At 58.4% G+C, this 20,468-nt stretch carries 13 protein-coding genes; 9 read left to right on the top strand and 4 right to left on the bottom strand.

All coding sequences use genetic code 11. The annotated features are described in order from the left end of the window. The first annotated feature begins 7 nt into the window (after window positions 1-7). On the top strand, window positions 8-3,517 hold the full coding sequence (locus tag AB4Y89_RS14265; RefSeq protein ID WP_442301602.1) for a carboxypeptidase regulatory-like domain-containing protein: 3,510 nt from the start codon (window positions 8-10) through the stop codon (window positions 3,515-3,517). A gap of 115 nt (window positions 3,518-3,632) precedes the next feature. Further along, window positions 3,633-6,575 (top strand): glycosyl hydrolase, encoded by a 2,943-nt coding sequence (locus AB4Y89_RS14260; RefSeq protein ID WP_442301601.1) that lies wholly within the window; start codon window positions 3,633-3,635, stop codon window positions 6,573-6,575. A gap of 78 nt (window positions 6,576-6,653) precedes the next feature. Here AB4Y89_RS14260 and AB4Y89_RS14255 read toward each other — a convergent pair whose 3' ends face one another. The 4 genes from AB4Y89_RS14255 to AB4Y89_RS14240 form a co-directional block, all read right to left on the bottom strand. Then, window positions 6,654-7,478: an alpha/beta fold hydrolase gene (locus tag AB4Y89_RS14255; RefSeq protein WP_442301600.1), complete on the bottom strand. Its 825-nt coding sequence runs from the start codon at window positions 7,476-7,478 to the stop codon at window positions 6,654-6,656. Then, on the bottom strand, window positions 7,453-8,304 hold the full coding sequence (locus AB4Y89_RS14250; protein WP_442301599.1) for a DoxX family membrane protein: 852 nt from the start codon (window positions 8,302-8,304) through the stop codon (window positions 7,453-7,455). Before AB4Y89_RS14250 ends, AB4Y89_RS14255 begins: the two co-directional genes overlap by 26 nt. Before the next feature lie 333 nt (window positions 8,305-8,637). Then, a complete protein-coding gene (locus tag AB4Y89_RS14245) occupies window positions 8,638-11,211 on the bottom strand; it encodes an ATP-binding protein (RefSeq protein ID WP_442301598.1) in 2,574 nt (857 codons plus the stop codon). Between the two features lie 368 nt (window positions 11,212-11,579). Beyond that, on the bottom strand, window positions 11,580-11,948 hold the full coding sequence (locus AB4Y89_RS14240; RefSeq protein WP_442301597.1) for a hypothetical protein: 369 nt from the start codon (window positions 11,946-11,948) through the stop codon (window positions 11,580-11,582). Window positions 11,949-12,270: 322 nt separating this feature from the next. Here AB4Y89_RS14240 and AB4Y89_RS14235 point away from each other — a divergent pair, with 322 nt between their 5' ends. The 7 genes from AB4Y89_RS14235 to AB4Y89_RS14205 all read left to right on the top strand — a co-directional run bounded on the left by AB4Y89_RS14235 (window position 12,271) and on the right by AB4Y89_RS14205 (window position 20,428). Next, the gene (locus tag AB4Y89_RS14235) at window positions 12,271-13,197 is read left to right on the top strand and encodes an RNA polymerase sigma-70 factor (RefSeq protein WP_442301596.1); all 927 of its coding nucleotides are present in this window, start codon (window positions 12,271-12,273) and stop codon (window positions 13,195-13,197) included. Between the two features lie 91 nt (window positions 13,198-13,288). Further along, entirely contained in the window at window positions 13,289-13,915 is a 627-nt protein-coding gene (locus tag AB4Y89_RS14230; protein ID WP_442301595.1) for an NAD(P)-dependent oxidoreductase, read from the top strand. 233 nt (window positions 13,916-14,148) lie between these two features. Then, the gene (gene bglX / locus AB4Y89_RS14225; RefSeq protein ID WP_442301594.1) at window positions 14,149-16,473 is read left to right on the top strand and encodes a beta-glucosidase BglX; all 2,325 of its coding nucleotides are present in this window, start codon (window positions 14,149-14,151) and stop codon (window positions 16,471-16,473) included. 33 nt (window positions 16,474-16,506) lie between these two features. After that, entirely contained in the window at window positions 16,507-16,656 is a 150-nt protein-coding gene (locus AB4Y89_RS14220; protein ID WP_442301593.1) for a hypothetical protein, read from the top strand. Between the two features lie 62 nt (window positions 16,657-16,718). Then, window positions 16,719-16,919 (top strand): hypothetical protein, encoded by a 201-nt coding sequence (locus AB4Y89_RS14215; RefSeq protein WP_442301592.1) that lies wholly within the window; start codon window positions 16,719-16,721, stop codon window positions 16,917-16,919. A gap of 44 nt (window positions 16,920-16,963) precedes the next feature. Continuing rightward, complete coding sequence (locus AB4Y89_RS14210) at window positions 16,964-19,339, top strand: sulfatase-like hydrolase/transferase (protein WP_442301591.1); 2,376 nt, start codon at window positions 16,964-16,966, stop codon at window positions 19,337-19,339. Window positions 19,340-19,399: 60 nt separating this feature from the next. Next, a complete protein-coding gene (locus AB4Y89_RS14205) occupies window positions 19,400-20,428 on the top strand; it encodes a LacI family DNA-binding transcriptional regulator (RefSeq protein WP_442301590.1) in 1,029 nt (342 codons plus the stop codon). The last annotated feature ends 40 nt before the right edge of the window (window positions 20,429-20,468 follow it).

Raw genomic sequence — 20,468 nt, 5'->3', positions numbered from 1 at the left:
GCAGTTCATGCAGAACCAACCCATCTTTGGGAGAAGGCGATTCCCTGCCCTGCTCCTGATTCTTCTCCTTGCCGTTCCCCTGGGGTATGCGCAACGCTACCTGGGGTCAATCCAGGGACAGGTCACCGACTCGACCGGAGCCGTCATTCCTGGAGCCGAAGTGGTCGCGGAAGAGACGTCCACCCATTTCAAGACGCTGGCCAAAACAAACGGAGCCGGCGCGTATACGTTTGCCTCGCTTAACCCAGGAACCTACACAGTAACCACCACGGCTGGTGGCTTCAAGTCCACGAGCCATACCGGTGTGATTCTGACCGCCGGCAACCTGCAGCAGATCGACTTCCAGATCGAGCCGGGAGCCGCAACGGAAACGGTCAATGTTGCGGCAAGCTCCAATACTCTTCTGGATGCGGGCTCGCCGAACATTGCGACAACCCTGAGCACGCAGGAGGTTACCGACCTGCCGAACGTGGGCCGCAATCCCTTTGTGCTGGCGACCCTGGCGGCGGGCGTGATCAATACCGGATCGGGCGGCTACTTCCAGGGCAAGTCCAGCCAGTTCACCAACCCCTTCTCAGGCGTTGCGGTACAGGTCACGACCAACGGCAGCGGCGGCCACAACCGCCTGACGCTAAACGGCATTCCTGATGACCCGGCCGAACGCCTTTCGGGCGCTTCGTACACCGGCTTTGTTCCGTCACCCGAAGCAGTGCAGGAGGTGAAGGTGCAGACCTCCATCTTCGACGCACAGATCGGCCACGGCAACGGAACCGTGACCAACACGGTTGTCCGCAACGGAACCAACGCCTACCATGGCGCCGCCTATTACTCCTTCCAGAACACCTATCTGAATGCGAACACCTACGAGAAGGCTCCGAACAAGGCAGCCCGCAATAACGACCAGTTGAGCCAGACGGGCCTTGTCTTCGATGGACCGGTTCGGATTCCGTTCCTGTACAACGGCCAGGACAAGAGCTTTTTCCTGGTTGCATTTGAACGCTATGCCTCACATACGGCGATCAACTACACGTCGCGTGTACCAACCACCGCGGAGCGTGCGGGCGACTTCTCAGCCCTGTGCACCGGCGGCTTCAACACCAGCGGCCTGTGCCAGTCGGGTGTGCAGCTTTACGATCCGAATTCACCGGTCGACTCCAGCGGCAACCGCACTGTTTACTTTGCCAATAACAACATCGCATCGCGCATCAACTCCGCCTCATCGACGATCGCCTCATACTTTCCCACTCCGAACGTGGCCGGCGCGACCGCGCTGACAATTCCGAACTACATCTCGACGCAGACCTCTTATCCGAGCACCTATCCGTCGTTCATCGTCCGCTTCGATCAGGCAATTGGAAGCAGGAACAAGCTGTCGGCAATTCTGTTCCGCTCCGGATTGACGCAGAACTACCCGATGCAGGGCTTCCCGAAGGGGATCGGACCAACGGGCTATGGGTACAGCGTGTATCGCAACAACCGTGGCGGAAGCCTCGACGATGTGCACCAGTTCTCTCCGACGCTGGTACTGGACTCCCGCATCGGTGTCCTGTGGCATCCATTCGGCTTGACGTATCCGGGTAACCAGAACTTCGATCTTTCGTCGATTGGAGTCTCGAGCACAGGTCTGCCGTACACCTCGTTTCCCGGCATCAGCTTCAGTTCTGACAGCTATGCCGGTCTGGCAGCCGGTGCAGGTGGCCAGGTGAGCACGAACATGACGGCGGCGTGGGCCGAGGTCCTGACCAAGAGCGTGGGCCGTCATACGCTGCGAATTGGCTTCGACGGCAACCTGATCCGTTACAACGTCCAGAACCCGCAAAGCGGATTGGGGGCATTCAACTTCGACCGCCGCTTCACACAGAAGAACTCAGTCAGCGTGAACGTCGGATCGGACGCAAGCTCTGGCGACCCATTTGCGTCGTTCCTGCTGGGAGCGCATTCTTCGGTGAGCTACAACATCCAGGCAGCATTCGCCCTGCAGCAGATTTATATCGCTCCGTTTGTGCAGGACGATTGGCGCATCACTCCGAAGCTGACGCTGAATCTGGGCGCGCGTTGGGATTATGAGTCGCCGTTCACGGAGCGCTACAACAAGATGGTGACCGGCTTCTGCACCACCTGCCAGAATCCGCTGCAGGCGTCCGTCACGGGTCTGACGCTGAATGGCGGTCTGCAGTACACCAGCAGCAACAACCGCTTCCCCTATCCTCGTGACTGGAATAACTTCCAGCCCCGCGTGGGTCTGGCCTATCAGGCAACCAATGCAACGGTGGTGCGCGGAGGCTTCGGCATCATCTACTTCAACACACTGGAGTCGCCGGTCGGCACCGGCTTCAGCCAGACGACCAGCTACAACAACTACAGCACCAGCGCTCCGCTGAATTCGCTGAGCAATCCGTTTCCTTCAGGCGTAACGCTGCCGACCGGAAGCTCGCTTGGACTTGCAACCTCGCTTGGACAGAGCGTCAGCTATGTCGACCAGAACCACGTGCAACCGAAGAGCGCGCAGTGGTCAGCCAGCGTACAGCAGCAACTGGTGGGCAACACCGTGCTGCAGGTAGCGTATGTCGGTGCACGTCCGACCCGGCTTGAAGTCAACCGGAACATCAACTACCTGCCGCAGCAGTACTACGACCAGGGCACGGCCGGCGTGACCTACCTGAACACCGCCGTGACCAACCCGATGGCGGGGAAGTTCAGCGGCACGACCACGCTGAACAACGCCACCATCGCGCGTAACCTGTTGCTGCTGCCCTATCCGGAGTTCGGATCGGTGACGGCGCAGTACACCTCCGTGGGAAGCGCGCCTTATAACGCACTACAGATCCAGGTGCAGCGGCCGATGAAGAACCACTTCTCGCTTCAGGGCAACTTCACCTGGGCGAAGACGATGCTGCACACCAGCTATCTGAATTCGTTCGACACCAAGCTGGCGTCGATTCAGGATGGAAATGCAACATTGGCGGCGAACGTCTTTGGAACGCTGGAACTTCCGAAGTTCTCGCGAATGAACTATGCCGAGCGTCTGCTGCTGGGCGGATGGAAGCTGAACAGTGTGATGCGCGCGCAGAACGGAGGACTGATTTCGGCGCCTTCGAACGTGGACATTATTGGGCCGGTGACCCAAGCGAATGCCTCGTATGGACGTTACTTCAATACCTGCTACCAGAACACGTCGGGGGTGAATGTGCAGTCCACGTCTTCGGCTCCGGCATGCGATTCGCTCTCGCCTGTCCCGGCATATCGCCAGCGGCTGGCATACACCACGCAGCATAACTCGTCGGTGCTGAACATTCGGCAGAGGATTCATCCTCTGGTGGATGCCTCGCTCTTCAAGACGTTCCAGATTCGTGAGGGAACCAGCTTTGAGATCCGTGGCGAGTTCTTCAACGTCTTCAACACGCCGAACTTCAGTGGTCCGGGAACCGGTCTGGGCAGCTCGACCTTTGGTGTGGTGACACTCACGCAGGCAAACGATCCGCGTATCGGGCAATTGACGGCGCGTATCAACTTCTAACCGTAGTACCTTCCGCAAAGCCGCGGCCAGATTCACGGCCGCGGCTTTCTTGCGCACACGCGTTTTTTGCGCATCACATAACTTCAGTACACTTCGATTCAAGGGCTCTCTCTGCATGCATGTTTCAACTGCGCTGGCCGGTCTTGTCTTCGCTGCAACCTCGACGCTCGGTTATACCCAAAGCGCTACGCCACCGGGTAGTGCGACCCAGACAAGCTCGATTGCCACATTGCGCGCCGGATTTAAAACACCTCCTCCGCAGGCACGATTGCGCTGCTACTGGTGGTGGCTGAATGGCAACACTGATAAGGCCACCATTACGCGCGACCTGACGGAGATGAAGGCCAAAGGATTTGGAGGAGCGTTGCTGGTGGACGCCGGCGGAGCGACGCAGAACGGTCACGCCCCTGTTCCAGCCGGGCCGAAGTTCGGTTCAGCCGCATGGGTTGCGCTCTATACGCATGCGTTGCGCGAGGCCGACAGACTGGAACTCGAGATCACGCTGAACATTATGAGCGGCTGGAACCTGGGCGGGCCGACCGTAACACCGGAAGATGCATCGAAGGCGCTGACCTTCGCCACAACGGGGGTGAAGGGTGGGACAGCACAGGAGGTGGACGTTCCGCAGCCACAGCACACGCAGGGAATGTTCTATCGCCAGATCGCCGTGCTGGCATATCCGCTTCATCATGGTCAGGAAAAGGCTCCTGAGTTGGAGGACGGCCAGGGAGATCACCATACGGCAGCGGAGCAGCACGTGGCCGACGGGTATTCCAGCAGCATTCGGTTTCGCGCAGCCGCAGCGGAGAGCGGCTTCAGCATGAACGACAGCTCGGCGATGTTGGACGACGGGCTCGATACAACCTTCCGCGATGAGGCTAGATATGCCGATGCCTCTCTTGCCGAGGTGCGGCGGGTGCAACCCGCTGCTGATGGCAAGCTACATCTGGATCTTCCCGCGGGCGAATGGGAGATCTTCACGGTGGGATACGCGAACACTGGGGCACAGGTCTCGACCTCAAGCGATACGTGGAAGGGCCTCGCGATCGACCACATGAGCCGCAGCGCCTTTCAACACTATTGGGAGACAAATGTAGATCCACTGCTCGTCGCGGCGAAGCCCTTTCACAGCTTGAAGTACCTGGCGACGGATAGCTGGGAGTTAGGTGGAACGAACTGGACGGATGGATTCGACAAAGAGTTCCGGCAGCGCCGGGGGTATGATCCGATTCCTTATCTGCCGGTGCTCGCCGGCCGGATTCTGGGAGGTCGCTCAATAACGACACGCTTTCTTACGGATCTGCGGCGCACGGTCGCCGACCTGATCGTGGCGAATCATTATGACGTCTTCGCACAGATGGCCGGACAACATGGCCTGGGAGTGCAGGCGGAGAGCGGCGGGCCGCATGGAGCTCCCATCGATGCGTTGGAGACATTCCGTCATGCCGCAGTCCCTCAGACAGAGTTCTGGTCGCAAAATCCTCACCGGCATGGGGATAACGAGCGTTTCTTTACCAAGCAGGCAGCGTCCGCGGCGAATATCTACGGCCAGCATTACGTAGCGCAGGAGGGCGAGACCGCGATCGGACCGCAGTGGTCAGAGTCTCTGGCAACGGATCTGAAGCCCAGCTTCGATATGGCGATCACCGAGGGGATGAATCGCCTTGTGTGGCATGAGTTCACTTCGAGCCCGGCAGAGTCTGGCGTGCCAGGGCAAGAGTACTTTGCAGGAACCCACCTCAACCCAAAGGTGACGTGGTGGAACGACGGTGGACCATTCTTCAGCTATCTGAATCGCGTTCAGTTCCTGATGCAGCAGGGCACGGCGGTGAACGACGTCCTGTACTTTTATGGCGACCATATTCCGAACTTCGTGCGCCTGAAGGCGGACGACCCGGCGCATGTACTGCCTGGATACGACTATGACGTCACCAACGAAGATGCGCTGCTGCGCACGATCCACATTGCAGGACATGAGCTGGTGGGACCAAGCGGTGTGCACTGGCGTGCTCTGGTGCTGCCACGCACGCGGAGGATCTCACTAGCGGCATTGCAGATGGTCGAGCGCTATCTGCGCGCAGGAGGGACCGTGATCTCCCTGCCGCCGGTGTCGAGTACGGGCAATCTGCCTGATGTGCAGAAGAGAAAGCTTGATGAGCTAATTGCACAGATATGGAAGGGATGCGAGGAGGGACTGTCCCATCGGTATGGAGCGGGAACGGTCTTCTGTACGGACAACGCGCATGAGGCTTTGCAACGGATGCGCGTGCCTGCCGACGTCACAATCACTTCGGGTGATGTGCGCCTTGCGCCGGTGAGCACGGATAGCGTCGATGCCATTCATCGGCAGGTCGCGGGGACACAGATCTACTACCTGCGCAGCAGCTACGCGACAGAGAAGAACTTCACGATTGCTTTGCGTGCCACAGGTGACGCCGAGATCTGGGATCCGGTAACGGGTTCGGCACATCGCACTCGGATTGAGCGGATGCCTGATGGGCGCAGTAACGTTTCCATCATGCTGCCGGCGTATGGTTCGGTTGCGATTGTCTTTCTGCAACACAGCGCGTCGGGAGATCTTCCGCAACTGGTACACACCGAACCGGTCAAGGCAGATTGGTCTCTGGCTATTCCAGGACGAGAATCTGTGCGGCTGACGGAGTTGAAGAGCTGGACAGAGATTGATGGCAGTAAATACTTCTCGGGAACAGGGGTGTACAGCACCAGCCTCAAGACACCGAAGCTCTCAGCCGGTGAGACCGCTTGCCTGCGCTTCGAAGCAGTGCATGAGATCGCACGAGTGACCTTTGCAGGCAAATCGGTGGCAACTACATGGGCCCCACCCTATGAAGCGTGTCTGCATGGGCCACTGCCAGAGAGTGGAGTGCTTGAGGTTGCGGTGACGAACCTGTGGCACAACCGTCGTGTTGGCGATGCTGTTGATCCTGCAACAAAGCAGACGAAGAGCAATATTACGTTGCCTTCGCCGGATGAGCCTCTGCTGCCTTCGGGGCTTACAGGAGGGTTGGAGTGGCATATTTATCGGGGACAGCCATGATGCAACCCGATTCGAGCTTCGCTCGGACGATCCCACCCATCGCGATGCGATGGATGGGGCACCCGGCTCTGTGGTTAGTTATTCGAGATGACCTAGCTCATGCGCCGTACAAACGGAGCAGAAGCCACGTACTACCTCATTGAAGTACCCGGGGCGCTGGAGTGGCGCGAAATGGGTGACACCTTCGAGCAGGACCAGCCTGGCGTTGGGGATCGACCTCGCTAGGTATTCTGCATGTTCTGTACGGATGAATTCGTCGGAACTGCTCTGCACGATAGTGACGGGCACGCTGATCTTTCCGAGATCTTCGGCGGTGTAATTGGGTTGTGTCCGTTGCATGAGTGAGAGATCGGCGACGAGTTGCTGAAACTGATCCGGTGTTGATGACAGCGCGGCGTAATCCCTTGTGTGGCGAGAGAAGCAGCGGTCGAGAACAGGCGTCGTCTCGAAGGGCTTTACTCCGCTTGGATCCATATTGCAGGCGAAGAAGAAGACTCCGGAGACACGTGTAGGATGCGCCGCAGCCAGGACCATCGCAGTACATGCGCCATCACTCCAGCCAACAAGGGCAGCCTTCTCGATCTGCAGTGCATCCATGACCGCGACAACATCGGAGGCCATCAGATCGTACGAGTAGGGACGCTGGTCGCGCGTACTTCTTCCCTGCCCGCGGCTGTCAATCAGAACAGCCTGAAATCCATTCTCGATGAGGAATGGAACCTGATAGCCCCAGTTGCCGCTGTGGCCCAATCCGCCATGCAACAGGATGACGGGAGAACCTGAGCCAAGCCTGCAGTACCAGATGCGGGCGCCTTCATGGGTCACATGGCCGCTCTCACCCGGAGGCAGAGCTGGGGCTCCGTGAGCCTGAAAGCTCTCAAGCGTATCGTCCTGCACTATCATTCGTAGTCCTCTGTTTAGACAGCTTGTCGGAATCTGATCTTTCGTCTGTGAGACTGTCTGCCAGCAGCAGCGACGCTGCGGCGATGATCCAGGTGATGAAGAACGCTGTCAGCGGGAAACGCGGCCCCACCGGGGAGCCGGACATCTTTGGCGCAGAGGCAAACCAGGTGTTGGGTCCCCAGACCAGGAAAGCGAAGATTGCCAGCATCGCGGTTTCGATATACGCAGCCAGACGTGGCAGGACCATAAACAGTAGCCCCAGGCCGCAGGCAATCTGCCCTACGCCGGTCAGATAGGCGAAGCCGACGCGGAAGGGCAACCAGGAAGGAACAAGGCCGGCCGTGATCTTCACATAAAAGAGATGACTGAGGCCGACAGGAATCACCGCGAGCCCGAAGAGAATGCGTGCGATCTGCAGCCCACTCGTGCCAGTGAAGCGCTTGAAGAAGGATGCCTGCTCCAGGCCGGAGAAACGGGCAAAGACCACCAGGCCGCCGGCAAACAACATGGCAATTTCGCCAAGCCCGAGCCAGACGCCCTCGATCTGCGGAGCGACGATCAGCGCCGGAATCTTAAGGCAAAGCCAGGCCAGAAGGAACAGAAGGACGGCACGCGAAGCAATCGCCACGGTTGGACGAAAGAGCAGAGCCACGCCGGCTATGACCATGAAGAGACCGCAGGCTACGGCGAGCGCTTCGCGGCCGGGGTGAAATGGAGGGACTGGCTGCCAGTTGTAGGCAAAGTCACGGTAGATCACCGAGAGAGTCCCAAGTGCGATCATTCCGATAGAGAAGAGAGAGAGTGCGGGTTGCTGCTCACGAATCATGCCTTGCAGTCCTTTCCAAGGTACTTCTGAAGGGCCCGATCATTCCGTTTCAGCGTCTTCCAGTAGGGATCTGTTCATCAGATAGTCGTGTACGAAGTGCAGGAATCGACAGCCCACTGAAATTTTGTTCACATAATTTTCTTAGCGATCGTGTCATCACAGTAGAAAGCCGCCCCTGACGTGAGTGATTATTCTCTACGCCGGGATCTACCAATGGCGAGGCTTCGCTCGAATCTCCCACTCACGCTACGCGTGACCACCCCAACGAACAAGTTCGTTGGGGACCCGGTGAATGGGCACCCAGAGTATGGCCTGTCGAATTGTAACTACGACTTAGTTGGGCTCGTTTCCGGAGAAGCGCTCGACTGCAGAGCGCAGGTCTCCGCGTTTTGTCGGCTTGCTCAGAACCAGGTCTACGTTAGCCGGCGTCTCATCTTCGTTGCCTGAGCGGTATCCCCAACCGGTCAGCAGGATCACAGGTGTAGCGGCTGCGGCTTCCTTAACGGAGAGTGCTACTTTTTTGCCGTCGACATAGGGCATTCCCAGGTCTGTGAAGACGATAGAAAAGGGTTTGTTCTGAGAAAGCGCCGCATGAAACGCATCGATTCCTGACTGACCGCCGTTTGCCGTAACCACGTCGTGGCCGTCCAGTTCCAGCACCTCGCGCAATGGCTTCAACAGGAGAGGATCGTCGTCTACGAGCAGAATCCTCACCGGCTTCGATACGGTACCGGCAGGCGCAGTGGGAGCAGGTCTACTTACCGCGGCTTCTGTTGCGGTAAAGGTCAGACGCACCGTCGTCCCTTTACCGACGGCACTGTCAATCTCCAACTCACCACTGTGGCGCTCCATGACACCCTGCACCATGACAAGGCCAAGTCCGGTGCCGCGATCCCCCTTGGTGGTGAAGAAGGGCTCCATGCACCGCCGCCTGGCTTCTTCGTCCATACCAACACCGGTGTCGACCACTTCCAGATACACGCCACGAATCTCGGTAGGTCCTCCCTCTGAACAACTGGTCTTCGCAATACCAGTCCGCAGCGTTAACGTACCGCCATTCGCCATGGCATCGACGGCGTTGAAGATGAGGTTGACGAGCACTTCCCGGAGTTCGTTTTCAAGCCCTCGGATCGGCGGAATCCCATACGCCAGGTCTGTAACCATGCGGACCACAATTCCGTTTTGCTGCGGCATGGCAGACCAGCGGGCATTGGTCAGCTCGATGGTCTGGCGCACAAGTTGATTCAGGTCAATCGGCGCGGAGACAACCTGAGGCTCCCTCTGCCGATACAGATCCGTGAGCCGGGTAAGCGTGTTTGAGACATCATTCAACGCCCGCTGAATGGTCTGGAGAGTGCGGCGAGCCTGGCGGCCCAGGCCGGTCTCCGTCTCCAGCAGAGACTCGGTATAGAGCGCCGCCGGCGAGATGGTGTTGTTGATGTCATGTGCGATGCCGCTGGCCATTTGTCCAAAGGCACGGAGACGCTCCTGTTGCATAACCGTCTGCCGCGTCGCCTGTAGATCGTCATAGGCATGTTGCAGCGAGCCGTACATCTGCGCCTGGTGTGCAGCCAGCGCCATCAGTTCTCCAAGGTGCTTGAGGAATTCGCAGTCACTGCTGCTGAATCCTTCCGGCTCCCGCCTGGCGGCAATAAGGATGCCAAAGAGCCCATTTTCAACCATCAACGGCACGATTACGCCGGAGTGGAGCCCACCCTGAACCAGTTGCCGGGGAAACGGTGTGGTCAGTCGATCCAGATCCGGCTCATAGATCAGTTGGCCGCCGAGACTGCGTGCGAATCCGTTTTCATCAATCCCAATGGTGGCATGTTTCAGGTCTGAAAGCACTGTCTGACGAACGCTTACATTGGCGACCGTCAGCACCATACCGGCCCGGTCATAAAGAGCAATGCATCCAAAGTCGATAGGAAGGTTATCTTCCAGGCTGCGAAGCACGACTTGAAAGATGCTCTGCATATCCTGGCGCTCCCCGATGGCCTGCGTAATCTGGCGGAGCAGGTCCAACCTTGCCAGCTGCTCCAGGAGCTTCCACTCACCGTTCCTGCGGCTGAGGTCAGAACGATGCAGAGCGGCTGCCGTCATCCATACCAAGGCGCCGAAGGTCACAGCGCTGGACAAGGCAAAGAGCGAGAGCCCTGCCTCTGTGCCGTACCATCCGGCACGCTGTCCCTGTAGCTGCAGCCATCCCACTGCAATGGGGAGGACCATGGCCGGGATCAGGAGCTTTCTGGCGATCACACCGCCGGCGCTGTCACTGACCAGCAGACTCATCAATCCGTCTTCCGGCCATGAACACAACAGGCCGATACTCCACGCAAAAAACAGCAGCGAGGTATGCACGGCCAACGTGTCCTGGGGAATGAGAGGTGCGCCTCCATAGAGAAAACGGCTGAAGGCCAGCCATGCGATCAGGCTGGCCAGCAGCGCCATCGTCTGGAAGGATGAAAAGGCACGACGCCTACCTGCAAGAAATAATGCGCTGCCAAGGAGGGTAAAGTTGATCGCCGTTGCCGGCGCCATCGCTCCGGAGCGCATGTAGAAGAGATGGTCAATCTTCGAATTTCGCCCTAAAACAGCGGACAAGAGCCGGATGAGCCCGATCAGGACGATCAGGAGAGAGAGACCCTGCGATATCCAGAAGGAAACCGCACGTCTTCGCACCGACCTGGAGTCCCTTACGAATGTGAGCAGCCCGAGAGCAATGCCGGCGAGCAGGAAGCAAACCGCGGTGGGGACCACCATACGCGGCCAACCAATAACCACACTCTTAAGCCGAGCGTTGTTCGCTGCCCATCCCCAAAGTACCGCCACAGCAACGAGCGCAAGAAGACCGGCGGCGGTTTGATGAATGCGTTGCGGCCAGCGAGGGACCTCAGCTTTGCTCATCGACTGCCCTTCCGGAGTTGGACAACTGCAGGGTGAACCTCGCTAAAAATGGGGCTATTGCCCGTAAGAATATCCCAAATCCCTAGCGCACTCATGACCGGCCACAGATCGAAAGTGAAACTATAACTCTAATCGTTAACAGAACGAAACTTCCCATTCATAAATCGCTTTCGTGGGAAGGGAGAGAGCCTCAATGGCAGGCGCCTCCAGCATGACTGGCGTCCGGTTTGGGGTCAGCCGAAGATGTGGATCGCGCTAGAGCATTTTCCCCCGTAGGTGCAGTTCAGGGCTTCCATATCGATGGGCGTTTTCCGTCATGAAACGCCGCGGCACGCCCTTCCGGGATACCCAGCAACAGGGAAAATGCTCTACTTCGCCGGGGCCATGCCACCAATCGCCCAGAGCAACTGTCGGATCGCTCCTCCGAAGATGGCAAGTCCCAAAGGCACATGGATGGCCACATGATGGAGATGCCCTGCGGCGAACTCCACGACCTCGGCACTCACCAAGCCAAGAGCGGCCACAGGAACCCAGAGGGGACACCGCCTTTGCAGGAACAGGACAAGGGCGGCCAATACCTGGCTGCCGCCTAACAGCACCAGGACCTTCGCGGTAAAGGCATGAAGGACCGCGGATTTAACATCGCCCGCCAACATTCTGCCCGCAAACGCCGCCTGAACCAGCATGGTGATTGCGCTTACCGCCAGGATGAAACGCAGCAATCTCGTCGCCATCATCTCTTGTCGCTCCTCCAGAACAAGTGCCTTTGCGGCACCTGCTGCAGGGAAGACCGGCGAGAAACATAGAATGTGACAGAGACCGATTCGGTGCTAGAGCATTTTCCCTGTGCTGTGGTGTAGGGCTTCCGCATCTATGGGCATTTTTCGCAATGAAAACGCCACTGCACATCCCTTCCGGGATACCCAGCAACAGGGAGAATGCTGCTAAGGCGCGCCTCCGTGTCACGCCGCAACCCGCCCGTTTGTCTTGTATGTAGAGACGATCACCGCCGAAGGAGACCGGCCTTCGAGCCAGAGAATCAGTGGAAGGAGCGGAGCCATGAGCAGCCATCAGACACCAGGACCAGAAGAATCGCTGAGTGATGTTGAGGACTCCATACGGCTCGGAATGTTCGATCAGTACCGCAGCCTTCTCTTCTCCATCGCCTATCGCATGCTGGGAAGTGTTGCTGATGCGGAAGACATGCTGCAGGAGACGTTCCTGCGATGGCATGCCGCCGGCGAAGAGGAGATCCGCTCGCCGCGGGCTTACCTTGTCACCATTCTGAGCCGGCTCTGCATCAATCATCTGCAATCGGCAAAGGTACAGCGGGAGGAGTACACGGGTATGTGGCTCCCGGAACCGATCGTCACCGATCCGGGCGGCGATCCCTTCCACCTGATCCGCGTGGATGAGTCACTCTCGATGGCCTTCCTGGTCTTACTGGAACGTCTCACACCGATTGAGCGTGCCGTCTTTCTTCTGAAAGAGGTCTTCGAGTACGAGCACGGCGAGATCGCATCGATCGTCGGTCAGAGTGAGGTCAACTGCCGGCAGATTTTGAAACGGGCAAAGCAGCATGTTGCGACACTGCGACCTCGCTTCAAAGCCGCACGGCCCGACCATGACGCTTTGCTGGAAAGCTTTCTGAAGGCAGTCGGGACCGGGGAGATGACTGACCTGCTCGGCTTGCTGACAGAAGATGTAGTCCTGCGGTCGGATGGCGGAGGCAAAGCGGCAGCTGTTCCCAATGCAGTCCACGGCGCCGACAAGGTTGGCAGAGGCATTCTGGGCGGCATGCAACGCTTTGTCCCAAAGACCCTGGTTCAGCGGCTTGCCCGCATCAATGGCGAACCCGGACTGGTGACGTATTTCAATGGAGAACCATATTCCGTGGTGACCATCGAAGTGCGCGACAACCTGATTTCGTCGATCTACGTCATCACCAATCCTGACAAGCTCAAACATCTGCCGCCGCTGAAGTAGAGGCTGGCTGTCACGCGCCGCGGTGCTCGCCGGTCTTATCGTGCAGGGCGTATCTGCGCATAGCAGCAGTACCGACAGGAGATTTGAGACAGTGAGAGTTGTCATTCTAGGCGCCACAGGCGGCACAGGTATGGAGCTGATCAGGCAATCGCTGGCAGCGGGCCATGCCGTAACAGCGTTCGTCCGCAAACCCGAATCCCTCAAAACGTTCTATGGACGGATCGATCTTCGCACCGGGGACCTGCTGCACCAGGAGACCATGGCCCGCGTACTCGAAGGACACGATGCCGTTCTCTCCGGCTTTGGGCCTCGCGTGCCGATTGCGAAGTCGGACGAACATCTCCTCCGAGACTTCGCGACCGTATTAACTGGAGCAATGCAACAAAGCGGTGTACGGCGGGCTGTGCTGATCTCGACCGCATTCCTGTTCAAAGATTCGGTCTTTCCGCCCACCTATCTGCTCGGCAGGATGCTCTTTCCATCGGTGGTAAAAGATTCTGCCGAACTGGAGTCGATTGTTCAGGGCAGTGGACTCGACTGGACGATCGTACGGCCACCGCAGCTTACTGACCGTCCCAGGACGGGAAGATATCGGGAGCGGATCGGCCATCTGCCAAGATTCGGCTTCAAGATATCGCGGGCGGATGTTGCCGACTATTTTGTGAAAGCCCTGCCGAAGGAATCGCTTGTGCGGACAGTGGTGGGGATCAGCAACTAGTGTCCTGACTCTAGGTTCTTGCCGTAAATGTTGTCATCCTTCCCTTCCACCAGGGCTGGTTTCGATCAGGTTCCCAACCTTTCGGCGCCTGTTTTGAGTACATCGATTCGCTACAAGGAGATATATCAGAAGGGTGGGAATGCGATTCGCGAAGAGCGTTTCGCGCGGCAGAAGAAGATAGGTATTATTCCAGCGGATGTGAAGTTGCCGCCAAGAGAGGCCGGTGATCCATCATGGAATTCGCTCACCGATCAGCAAAAGGCACCAGTGGCTATTCAATGGTGAAATACCAGACGATTCGACCTTTGCTTGCAGCAGCTTTGCTGGCGTCGTCGCTGCCGCTTTACGGCCAGACATCCACGACACCGGAACAGCGGGCCAATCTTCTTCTCTCCAAGATGTCGGTTGTGGAGAAGATTGGCCAGCTGAACCAGGTCTTCGATTTTTCAGGACTGCCGGGGATGCCTGCACCAGCGCAGAAGCTGGAAGATCAGGTTCGCCAGGGACAGATTGGCTCAATTCTTTTCGTCACTGATCCAAAACGCATCAATGCACTGCAGAAGATCGCCGTGTCGGAGGGGGCGCATATTCCGATCCTCTTCGGCTTCGACGTGATTCATGGCTTCGACACCGAGTTTCCGGTTCCAGTGGGCATGGCTGCCTCCTGGGATCCGGAGATGGCGCGCAGGGCTCAGTCGATTGCAGCAGAAGAGGCGGTACACGCGGGAGTGCGGTGGACCTTTGCCCCCATGCTCGATATCGCGCGCGATCCGCGCTGGGGCCGGATCTCGGAAGGAGCAGGAGAGGACCCGTATCTCGGAGCCGCAATGGCACGCGCACAGGTGAAGGGATTCCAGGGAGAGCCGGGCCAACCTCTTCGCTTTGCGGCCACGCTGAAACACTTTGCCGGGTACGGAGCCGCGGAGGGCGGGCGCGACTACGATGCCTCCTATATTCCGGAAGAGCTGCTGCAGAACGTCTATCTGCGTCCCTTCCAGGCGGGAGTCGAGGCCGGCGCGAAGAGCGTGATGAGCGCGTATATGGACCTCAACGATGTTCCGGCGACCGGGAATACGCATCTACTGCGCGAGATCCTCCGTGACCAGATGAAGTTCAACGGGTTTGTTGTTAGCGATGCGAACGCTGTCGGCGACCTCTATACCCATGGCTTCAGCAGCGATGCCAAGGATGCCGCGTTCCGTGCAGCAACCGCCGGCGTGAATATGGATATGGGAAGCGGCACGTATCTCATGAACCTGAAGCAGCTTGTTGCGGAGGGAAAGGTCTCGGCGACGATGCTTGACGATCTGGTGCGCCCGATCCTTGCAACGAAGTACGCTTTGGGACTGTTTGATAGCCCTTACGCGGATGGCAATGAATCCACGCACGCGGCCATGTTGGCAAAGCATCGTGATCTTGCACGAGAGGCAGAGGCGAAGAGCGCTGTTCTGCTGCGCAATGAAGGTGGCGTTCTTCCTCTCGCGAAGACGGTACGTCGCGTTGCCGTCATTGGCCCGCTTGGGGATTCGCAGTATGACATGAACGGTCCGTGGAGCCTGACCGCGAAGCCCGCCGATACGGTCACGATCGTGGCGGGCATCCGGAACAAGCTACCGGGTACCGACGTGCGCTTTGCCCAGGGAGCTCAGTTGCGCAAGCAGTTCCCTTCGATGTTCGACGGCCTTATCGGACCAAAGCCAGAGGCGGAGTGGGATGCAAGTAAGGCCGAGGCAACGATGAACGACGCTGTCTCACTGGCCAACGATTCGGACGTTGTTGTGCTCGCTCTGGGAGAGTCAGCTCTGATGGACTTCGAGTACGCCTCGCGATCCTCGCTGGCATTGCCGGGACGTCAGCAGGAGTTGCTGGAGAAGGTCGTTGCAACTGGGAAGCCGGTCGTTCTGCTGCTCTTCAGCACGCGGCCACTCGATGTGACATGGGCTTCGCAGCATGTCTCCGCAATCATGGACTGCTACTTCGGAGGGACGGAGACAGGGAACGCTGTCGCCGACCTTCTCTTTGGCGATGTCTCGCCTGCGGGCAAGCTGCCTGTGACCTGGCCACGCAGTGCCGGCCAGATTCCGATCTACTACGCCCACAACCTCTCTCACAAACCATATGGCGCTCCTGATTTCACCTCACGCTACTGGGATCTTCAGACGGAGCCGCTGTATCCCTTCGGGTTCGGTTTGAGTTATGCGAGCTTTGAGATCTCCAACCTCCGGCTGAGCAAGAAAGAGGTCCATACTAAGGACCCGGTAACGGCTGTGGTAACCGTAAAAAACACCGGCAAGGTGAAGGCGGACGAGGTCGTTCAGCTTTATCTCCATCAGAAGTCTGGAAGCGCGTCACGTCCGGTACGGGAGCTGAAGGGATTCCAGCGCATCACGCTGGCACCGGGTGAATCGCGCGATGTCAGCTTTGTTGTGGGGGCGCCGGAGCGGACCTACTGGTCTTCCGCTTCCCATGGCTGGACACTCGACTCGTCGGAGTTCGATGTATGGGCCGGAGACAGCTCGACAGCGTCGCTGCATGACACGTTTTCCGTCGTGCAGTAATCCCTTAGCCATGAAAGAAGAACGGAGCGCATCTTGAATCGCAGACAGTTTGTGGGTCTTTCCGGTGGGACAGTGATGGGGAGCATCCTGCAGGCGGCCGCCAGCACGAATGCGTCCGCCGAGGCAGTAGGCGAGGGTGGCCAAGCGGCTTCAGGAGCGTCGATGAAGCGGCCGAACCCTTAGGCCGCAGGGACAATCGGAGCTCTATAGCTATCGCGAGGACCCGCGCGAAGAACGCAATCTGTATGGCGATCGGGTCGTCGGCAGTCGAAGCCGAACTCACGATGAAGCTGCTCAAGCAGTTCATCAATACCACGGGCATTGCTCCCATGGATAAGGACCCACGCGACTCTCCGCCTTTTTATCCGACACGTACTGACCTTCCGGCCGCTGACTGGCAGGCCAGGATTCTGACTGAGGGTGACCGCACAGAAGACCTGTGTTAGGACTGTAGTTCAATGCTCGCTCGCGAAATGGAGTAACTGCTTCTATGGTCAGCAAACGGAATCTGAGGCGCCCTCTTTCTCCGCTGCTCTGCACCCTTACGGCTGCCTGCGTGGCGACTGCGATGTATGCGCAGGCACAGGACAGGACGGTGCTTCCGATAGCGCCTCCCCCTTTTACGGGGACCGTTGGCTCCAGTTTCGCGAACTCAACGGCGGCTCCGACACCACCGTTGCGAGCCCCAGCGGGCGCTCCGAACGTATTGCTGGTGTTGATCGACGATGCCGGGTATGGCCAATCCGGCACATTTGGAGGTCTGGTCCCGACACCGACGCTTGACTCCCTCGCAGCGAAGGGATTGCGTTACAACCGCTTCCATGTCACAGCCCTCTGCTCGCCCACACGCGCGGCATTGCTGACGGGCAGGAACAATCATGCTGTCGGGATGGGGACAATCACCAATCTGGCAACCGACTTCCCCGGCTATAACGCGTCGATCCCGAAGAGCGCGGCACTGTTACCGCAAGTGCTGCAGATGAACGGATACGCAACGGCCGCCTACGGCAAGTGGCATCTGATTCCGGAAAGCGAAGACAAGATCTCCGGCCCATTCGATCACTGGCCAACACATCAGGGGTTCGATGAGTTCTATGGTTTCCTGAATGGTGAAACAGACCAGTGGTATCCGGAGCTTACCTCTGGGACACAGCCGGTCGAGATGTCGGCGCCAGCTGGACGCAAGGCCGACTTCACGCTGAACGAAGATCTGGCCGATCATGCGATTCGCTGGATCAAATCGGAGAAGTCGCTGTCTCCTGAGAAGCCTTTCTTCGTCTACTTTGCTCCCGGAGCAACGCATACCCCGCTGCAGGCTCCCAAGCCCTGGATCGACAAGTTCCGCGGCCAGTTCGATATGGGCTGGGACAAGTATCGTGAGATTGTCTTTGAGCGCCAGAAGAAGCTCGGTGTGGTCCCGAAGGATGCGAAGCTGACGCCTCGCCCCAAGGAGATTCCTGCATGGGATTCGCTCTCGCCGGACGAAAAGAAGGTCGCCTCACGCCTGATGGAGGTCTTTGCCGGATTTATGGCACAGACCGATCACGAGATCGGGCGCGTGATCGACGCGATTCGCGATACCGGCCAGTTGGACAACACGATGGTTCTCTTTATTGCCGGAGACAATGGCGCCAGCCTGGAAGGCGGCTTGCAAGGCACGGGCAACATCATGGCGGCGATCAACGGCGAGCGGGAGTCCACGGCTGAGATGCTCAAGATCCTCGATAAGCTTGGCGGGCCGGAGACGACGCCTCACTATCCGGTGGGCTGGGCGTGGGCCGGAGACACTCCATTTCGGTGGGGCAAGCGCATCGCCTCACACCTGGGTGGAACCCGTGATCCTCTGGTGGTCTGTTGGCCAAAAGGAATCCATGATGGCGGAGCCTTGCGGGAACAGTTTGAGGACGTGACCGATATTGCTCCCACCGTTCTGGAGGCGGCACATATCCCGGTGCCCATTGAAGTGAATGGCGTGAAGCAACAGCGCATGGACGGCATGAGCATGCTGGCGACCTTCTCCTCAGCCAGTGTGCCGAGCCTGCGCACAACCCAATACTTTGAGATGCTGGGTAACCGGGCCATCTATCACGACGGCTGGATGGCGGCATCACGTAGCGGCCTGCTTCCCTGGGTATACACCACTCAGCCGCCTCCGGACCCGAATCGCCAGCCTTGGGAGCTGTATCACCTGAGCGAGGACTACTCCGAAGCGGATGACGTAGCCGCCAAAAATCCTGACAAAGTCGCGGAATTGGCCGTCCTCTTCGATGCGGAAGCAAAACAGAATCGTGTTTACCCGCTAGACCCACGCTTCGGAGGACGGCAGGCGCGGCCGGAGGGCAACCACTTCAGGTACTACACCGGCACTGGACATCTGTATCTCTCGCTGACGCCCGCTTATGAAAACAAGTCGCACAAGATTACGGCGTACGTGACGGTTCCCAATGGCAAAACCAATGGAGTACTGATGGCGGACGGCGGCGAGGGTGGCGGCTTCAGCCTCTATCTGAAGGATGGACGGCCTACGTACACCTACAACTACTTCAAGCGCCGCATCACCACGATCGCCTCACCTGCTCCCCTGCCTGCTGGACCGGCCAAGATTACGCTGGAGTTCAACTACGAAGGCGGAGGCATTGGGAAAGGGGCAAACATCACGCTGCTGGTGAACGACAAGCCTGTCGCGAAACAGCGGCTGCCGGAGACGGTACGTATGGCGTTCGCATTTGAAGACACCTTCGATATCGGCGAAGATAGCGCATCCCCTGCGGGCAACTATGAGAGCCCGTTCCCGTTCAACGGGACGATTCAGCATATCGATCTGGATATCGAACCAGCATCATCCAATGCGGGCGCTACGCCATAGCAGCGTTCGAGACCGGGCAATATGGCGTTGCCCATCTCGCGGGTACGATAAGCTTCCCTCATGCGCGCTACGCAGAAGGACATCGCGGAAGCAGTCGGGGTCTCTATTGTTACGGTCTCAAAGGTCATGCGTGGCCACGGAGATATCGGTCCGGAGACCCGGCAGAAGGTGCTCGACAAGGCGAAGGAGCTCAACTTCCGCCCGAATCTGGCAGCGCGTTCTCTGGTCACCGGCAAGAGCTCTATCGTTGGCCTGGTGGTGCCCGATCTGCTGCATCCCTACTTTGTCGAGATTGCGAAGTCGCTGGCCGCCACGCTGCGAAAGAACGGCTACTATCTGATGCTTTCTTCCTCGGAGGAAGACCCGCGCATGGAAGAGCAGGAGGTGGAACATCTTCTGGCGCTGCGGCTTGATGCCTTGGTTGTTGCCTCCTGTGCTCCAACCGTACCCAAACTCTTCAGTGATATTCAGGACCAGGGGACGCCGCTTGTCCTTCTGGACCGTTCCTTTAATGGCTTCCGTTGCAACTTCATCGGTTCGGATAACTCGCAGATGGGATATCTCGCGACGCAGCACCTCTTCTCTCTCAAACGCAAACGGATTGCGCATATCCGGGGACCGGAGAACTCCATCGGCCGCGGACGTTACGAAGGCTACCTCAAAGCCTTCGAAGAAGAAGGGCTGGAGCCAAATCCCAAATATGTTGTGGGAACCTCTACCGTGGACGTGGATAGTACGGTGCAGGGCCGTGATGCAATGAAGCGCCTGTTGGCGCTGAAACCGCGGCCCGATGGGGTCTTCTGCTACAGCGACCCTATTGCGATCGGCGCCATGGATGCGATTCTTGAAGCCGGTCTTCGCGTTCCCGAAGACATCGCGGTTATTGGATGCGGCAATCTCCACTACGACGAGCACCTTCGCGTCCCGCTGACAAGCGTGGACCAGGGAAGCACGCGGATCGGTGTCCGCGCGGCGAAGATGCTGCTCTCTATCCTGGATTCCAAAGCTGCACCACCGGAAAAGCCGGCTATTCGTCGTGCCATTGAGCCGGCACAGATTGTTATCCGCGAATCGACCCGGCGTTCGTAGTACTCTCATCGCGGTGTATCGCTGGATTCAGGGAACATCC

Source organism: Terriglobus sp. 2YAB30_2 (assembly GCF_052114765.1).
Classification (GTDB): Bacteria; Acidobacteriota; Terriglobia; order Terriglobales; family Acidobacteriaceae; genus Terriglobus.
The sequence above is the reverse complement of the archived record's forward strand: the minus strand, read 5'-3'. Positions and strand labels throughout refer to the sequence as shown.

What these genes read in the sequence shown, in the direction of transcription:
- AB4Y89_RS14265 (WP_442301602.1), top strand. Translation starts at nt 8, where the DNA reads ATGCAGAACCAACCCATCTTTGGGAGAAGGCGATTCCCTGCCCTGCTC.
- AB4Y89_RS14260 (WP_442301601.1), top strand. Translation starts at nt 3,633, where the DNA reads ATGCATGTTTCAACTGCGCTGGCCGGTCTTGTCTTCGCTGCAACCTCG.
- AB4Y89_RS14255 (WP_442301600.1), bottom strand. Translation starts at nt 7,478, where the DNA reads ATGATAGTGCAGGACGATACGCTTGAGAGCTTTCAGGCTCACGGAGCC.
- AB4Y89_RS14250 (WP_442301599.1), bottom strand. Translation starts at nt 8,304, where the DNA reads ATGATTCGTGAGCAGCAACCCGCACTCTCTCTCTTCTCTATCGGAATG.
- AB4Y89_RS14245 (WP_442301598.1), bottom strand. Translation starts at nt 11,211, where the DNA reads ATGAGCAAAGCTGAGGTCCCTCGCTGGCCGCAACGCATTCATCAAACC.
- AB4Y89_RS14240 (WP_442301597.1), bottom strand. Translation starts at nt 11,948, where the DNA reads ATGATGGCGACGAGATTGCTGCGTTTCATCCTGGCGGTAAGCGCAATC.
- AB4Y89_RS14235 (WP_442301596.1), top strand. Translation starts at nt 12,271, where the DNA reads ATGAGCAGCCATCAGACACCAGGACCAGAAGAATCGCTGAGTGATGTT.
- bglX (WP_442301594.1), top strand. Translation starts at nt 14,149, where the DNA reads ATGGAATTCGCTCACCGATCAGCAAAAGGCACCAGTGGCTATTCAATG.
- AB4Y89_RS14215 (WP_442301592.1), top strand. Translation starts at nt 16,719, where the DNA reads ATGGCGATCGGGTCGTCGGCAGTCGAAGCCGAACTCACGATGAAGCTG.
- AB4Y89_RS14210 (WP_442301591.1), top strand. Translation starts at nt 16,964, where the DNA reads ATGGTCAGCAAACGGAATCTGAGGCGCCCTCTTTCTCCGCTGCTCTGC.
- AB4Y89_RS14205 (WP_442301590.1), top strand. Translation starts at nt 19,400, where the DNA reads ATGCGCGCTACGCAGAAGGACATCGCGGAAGCAGTCGGGGTCTCTATT.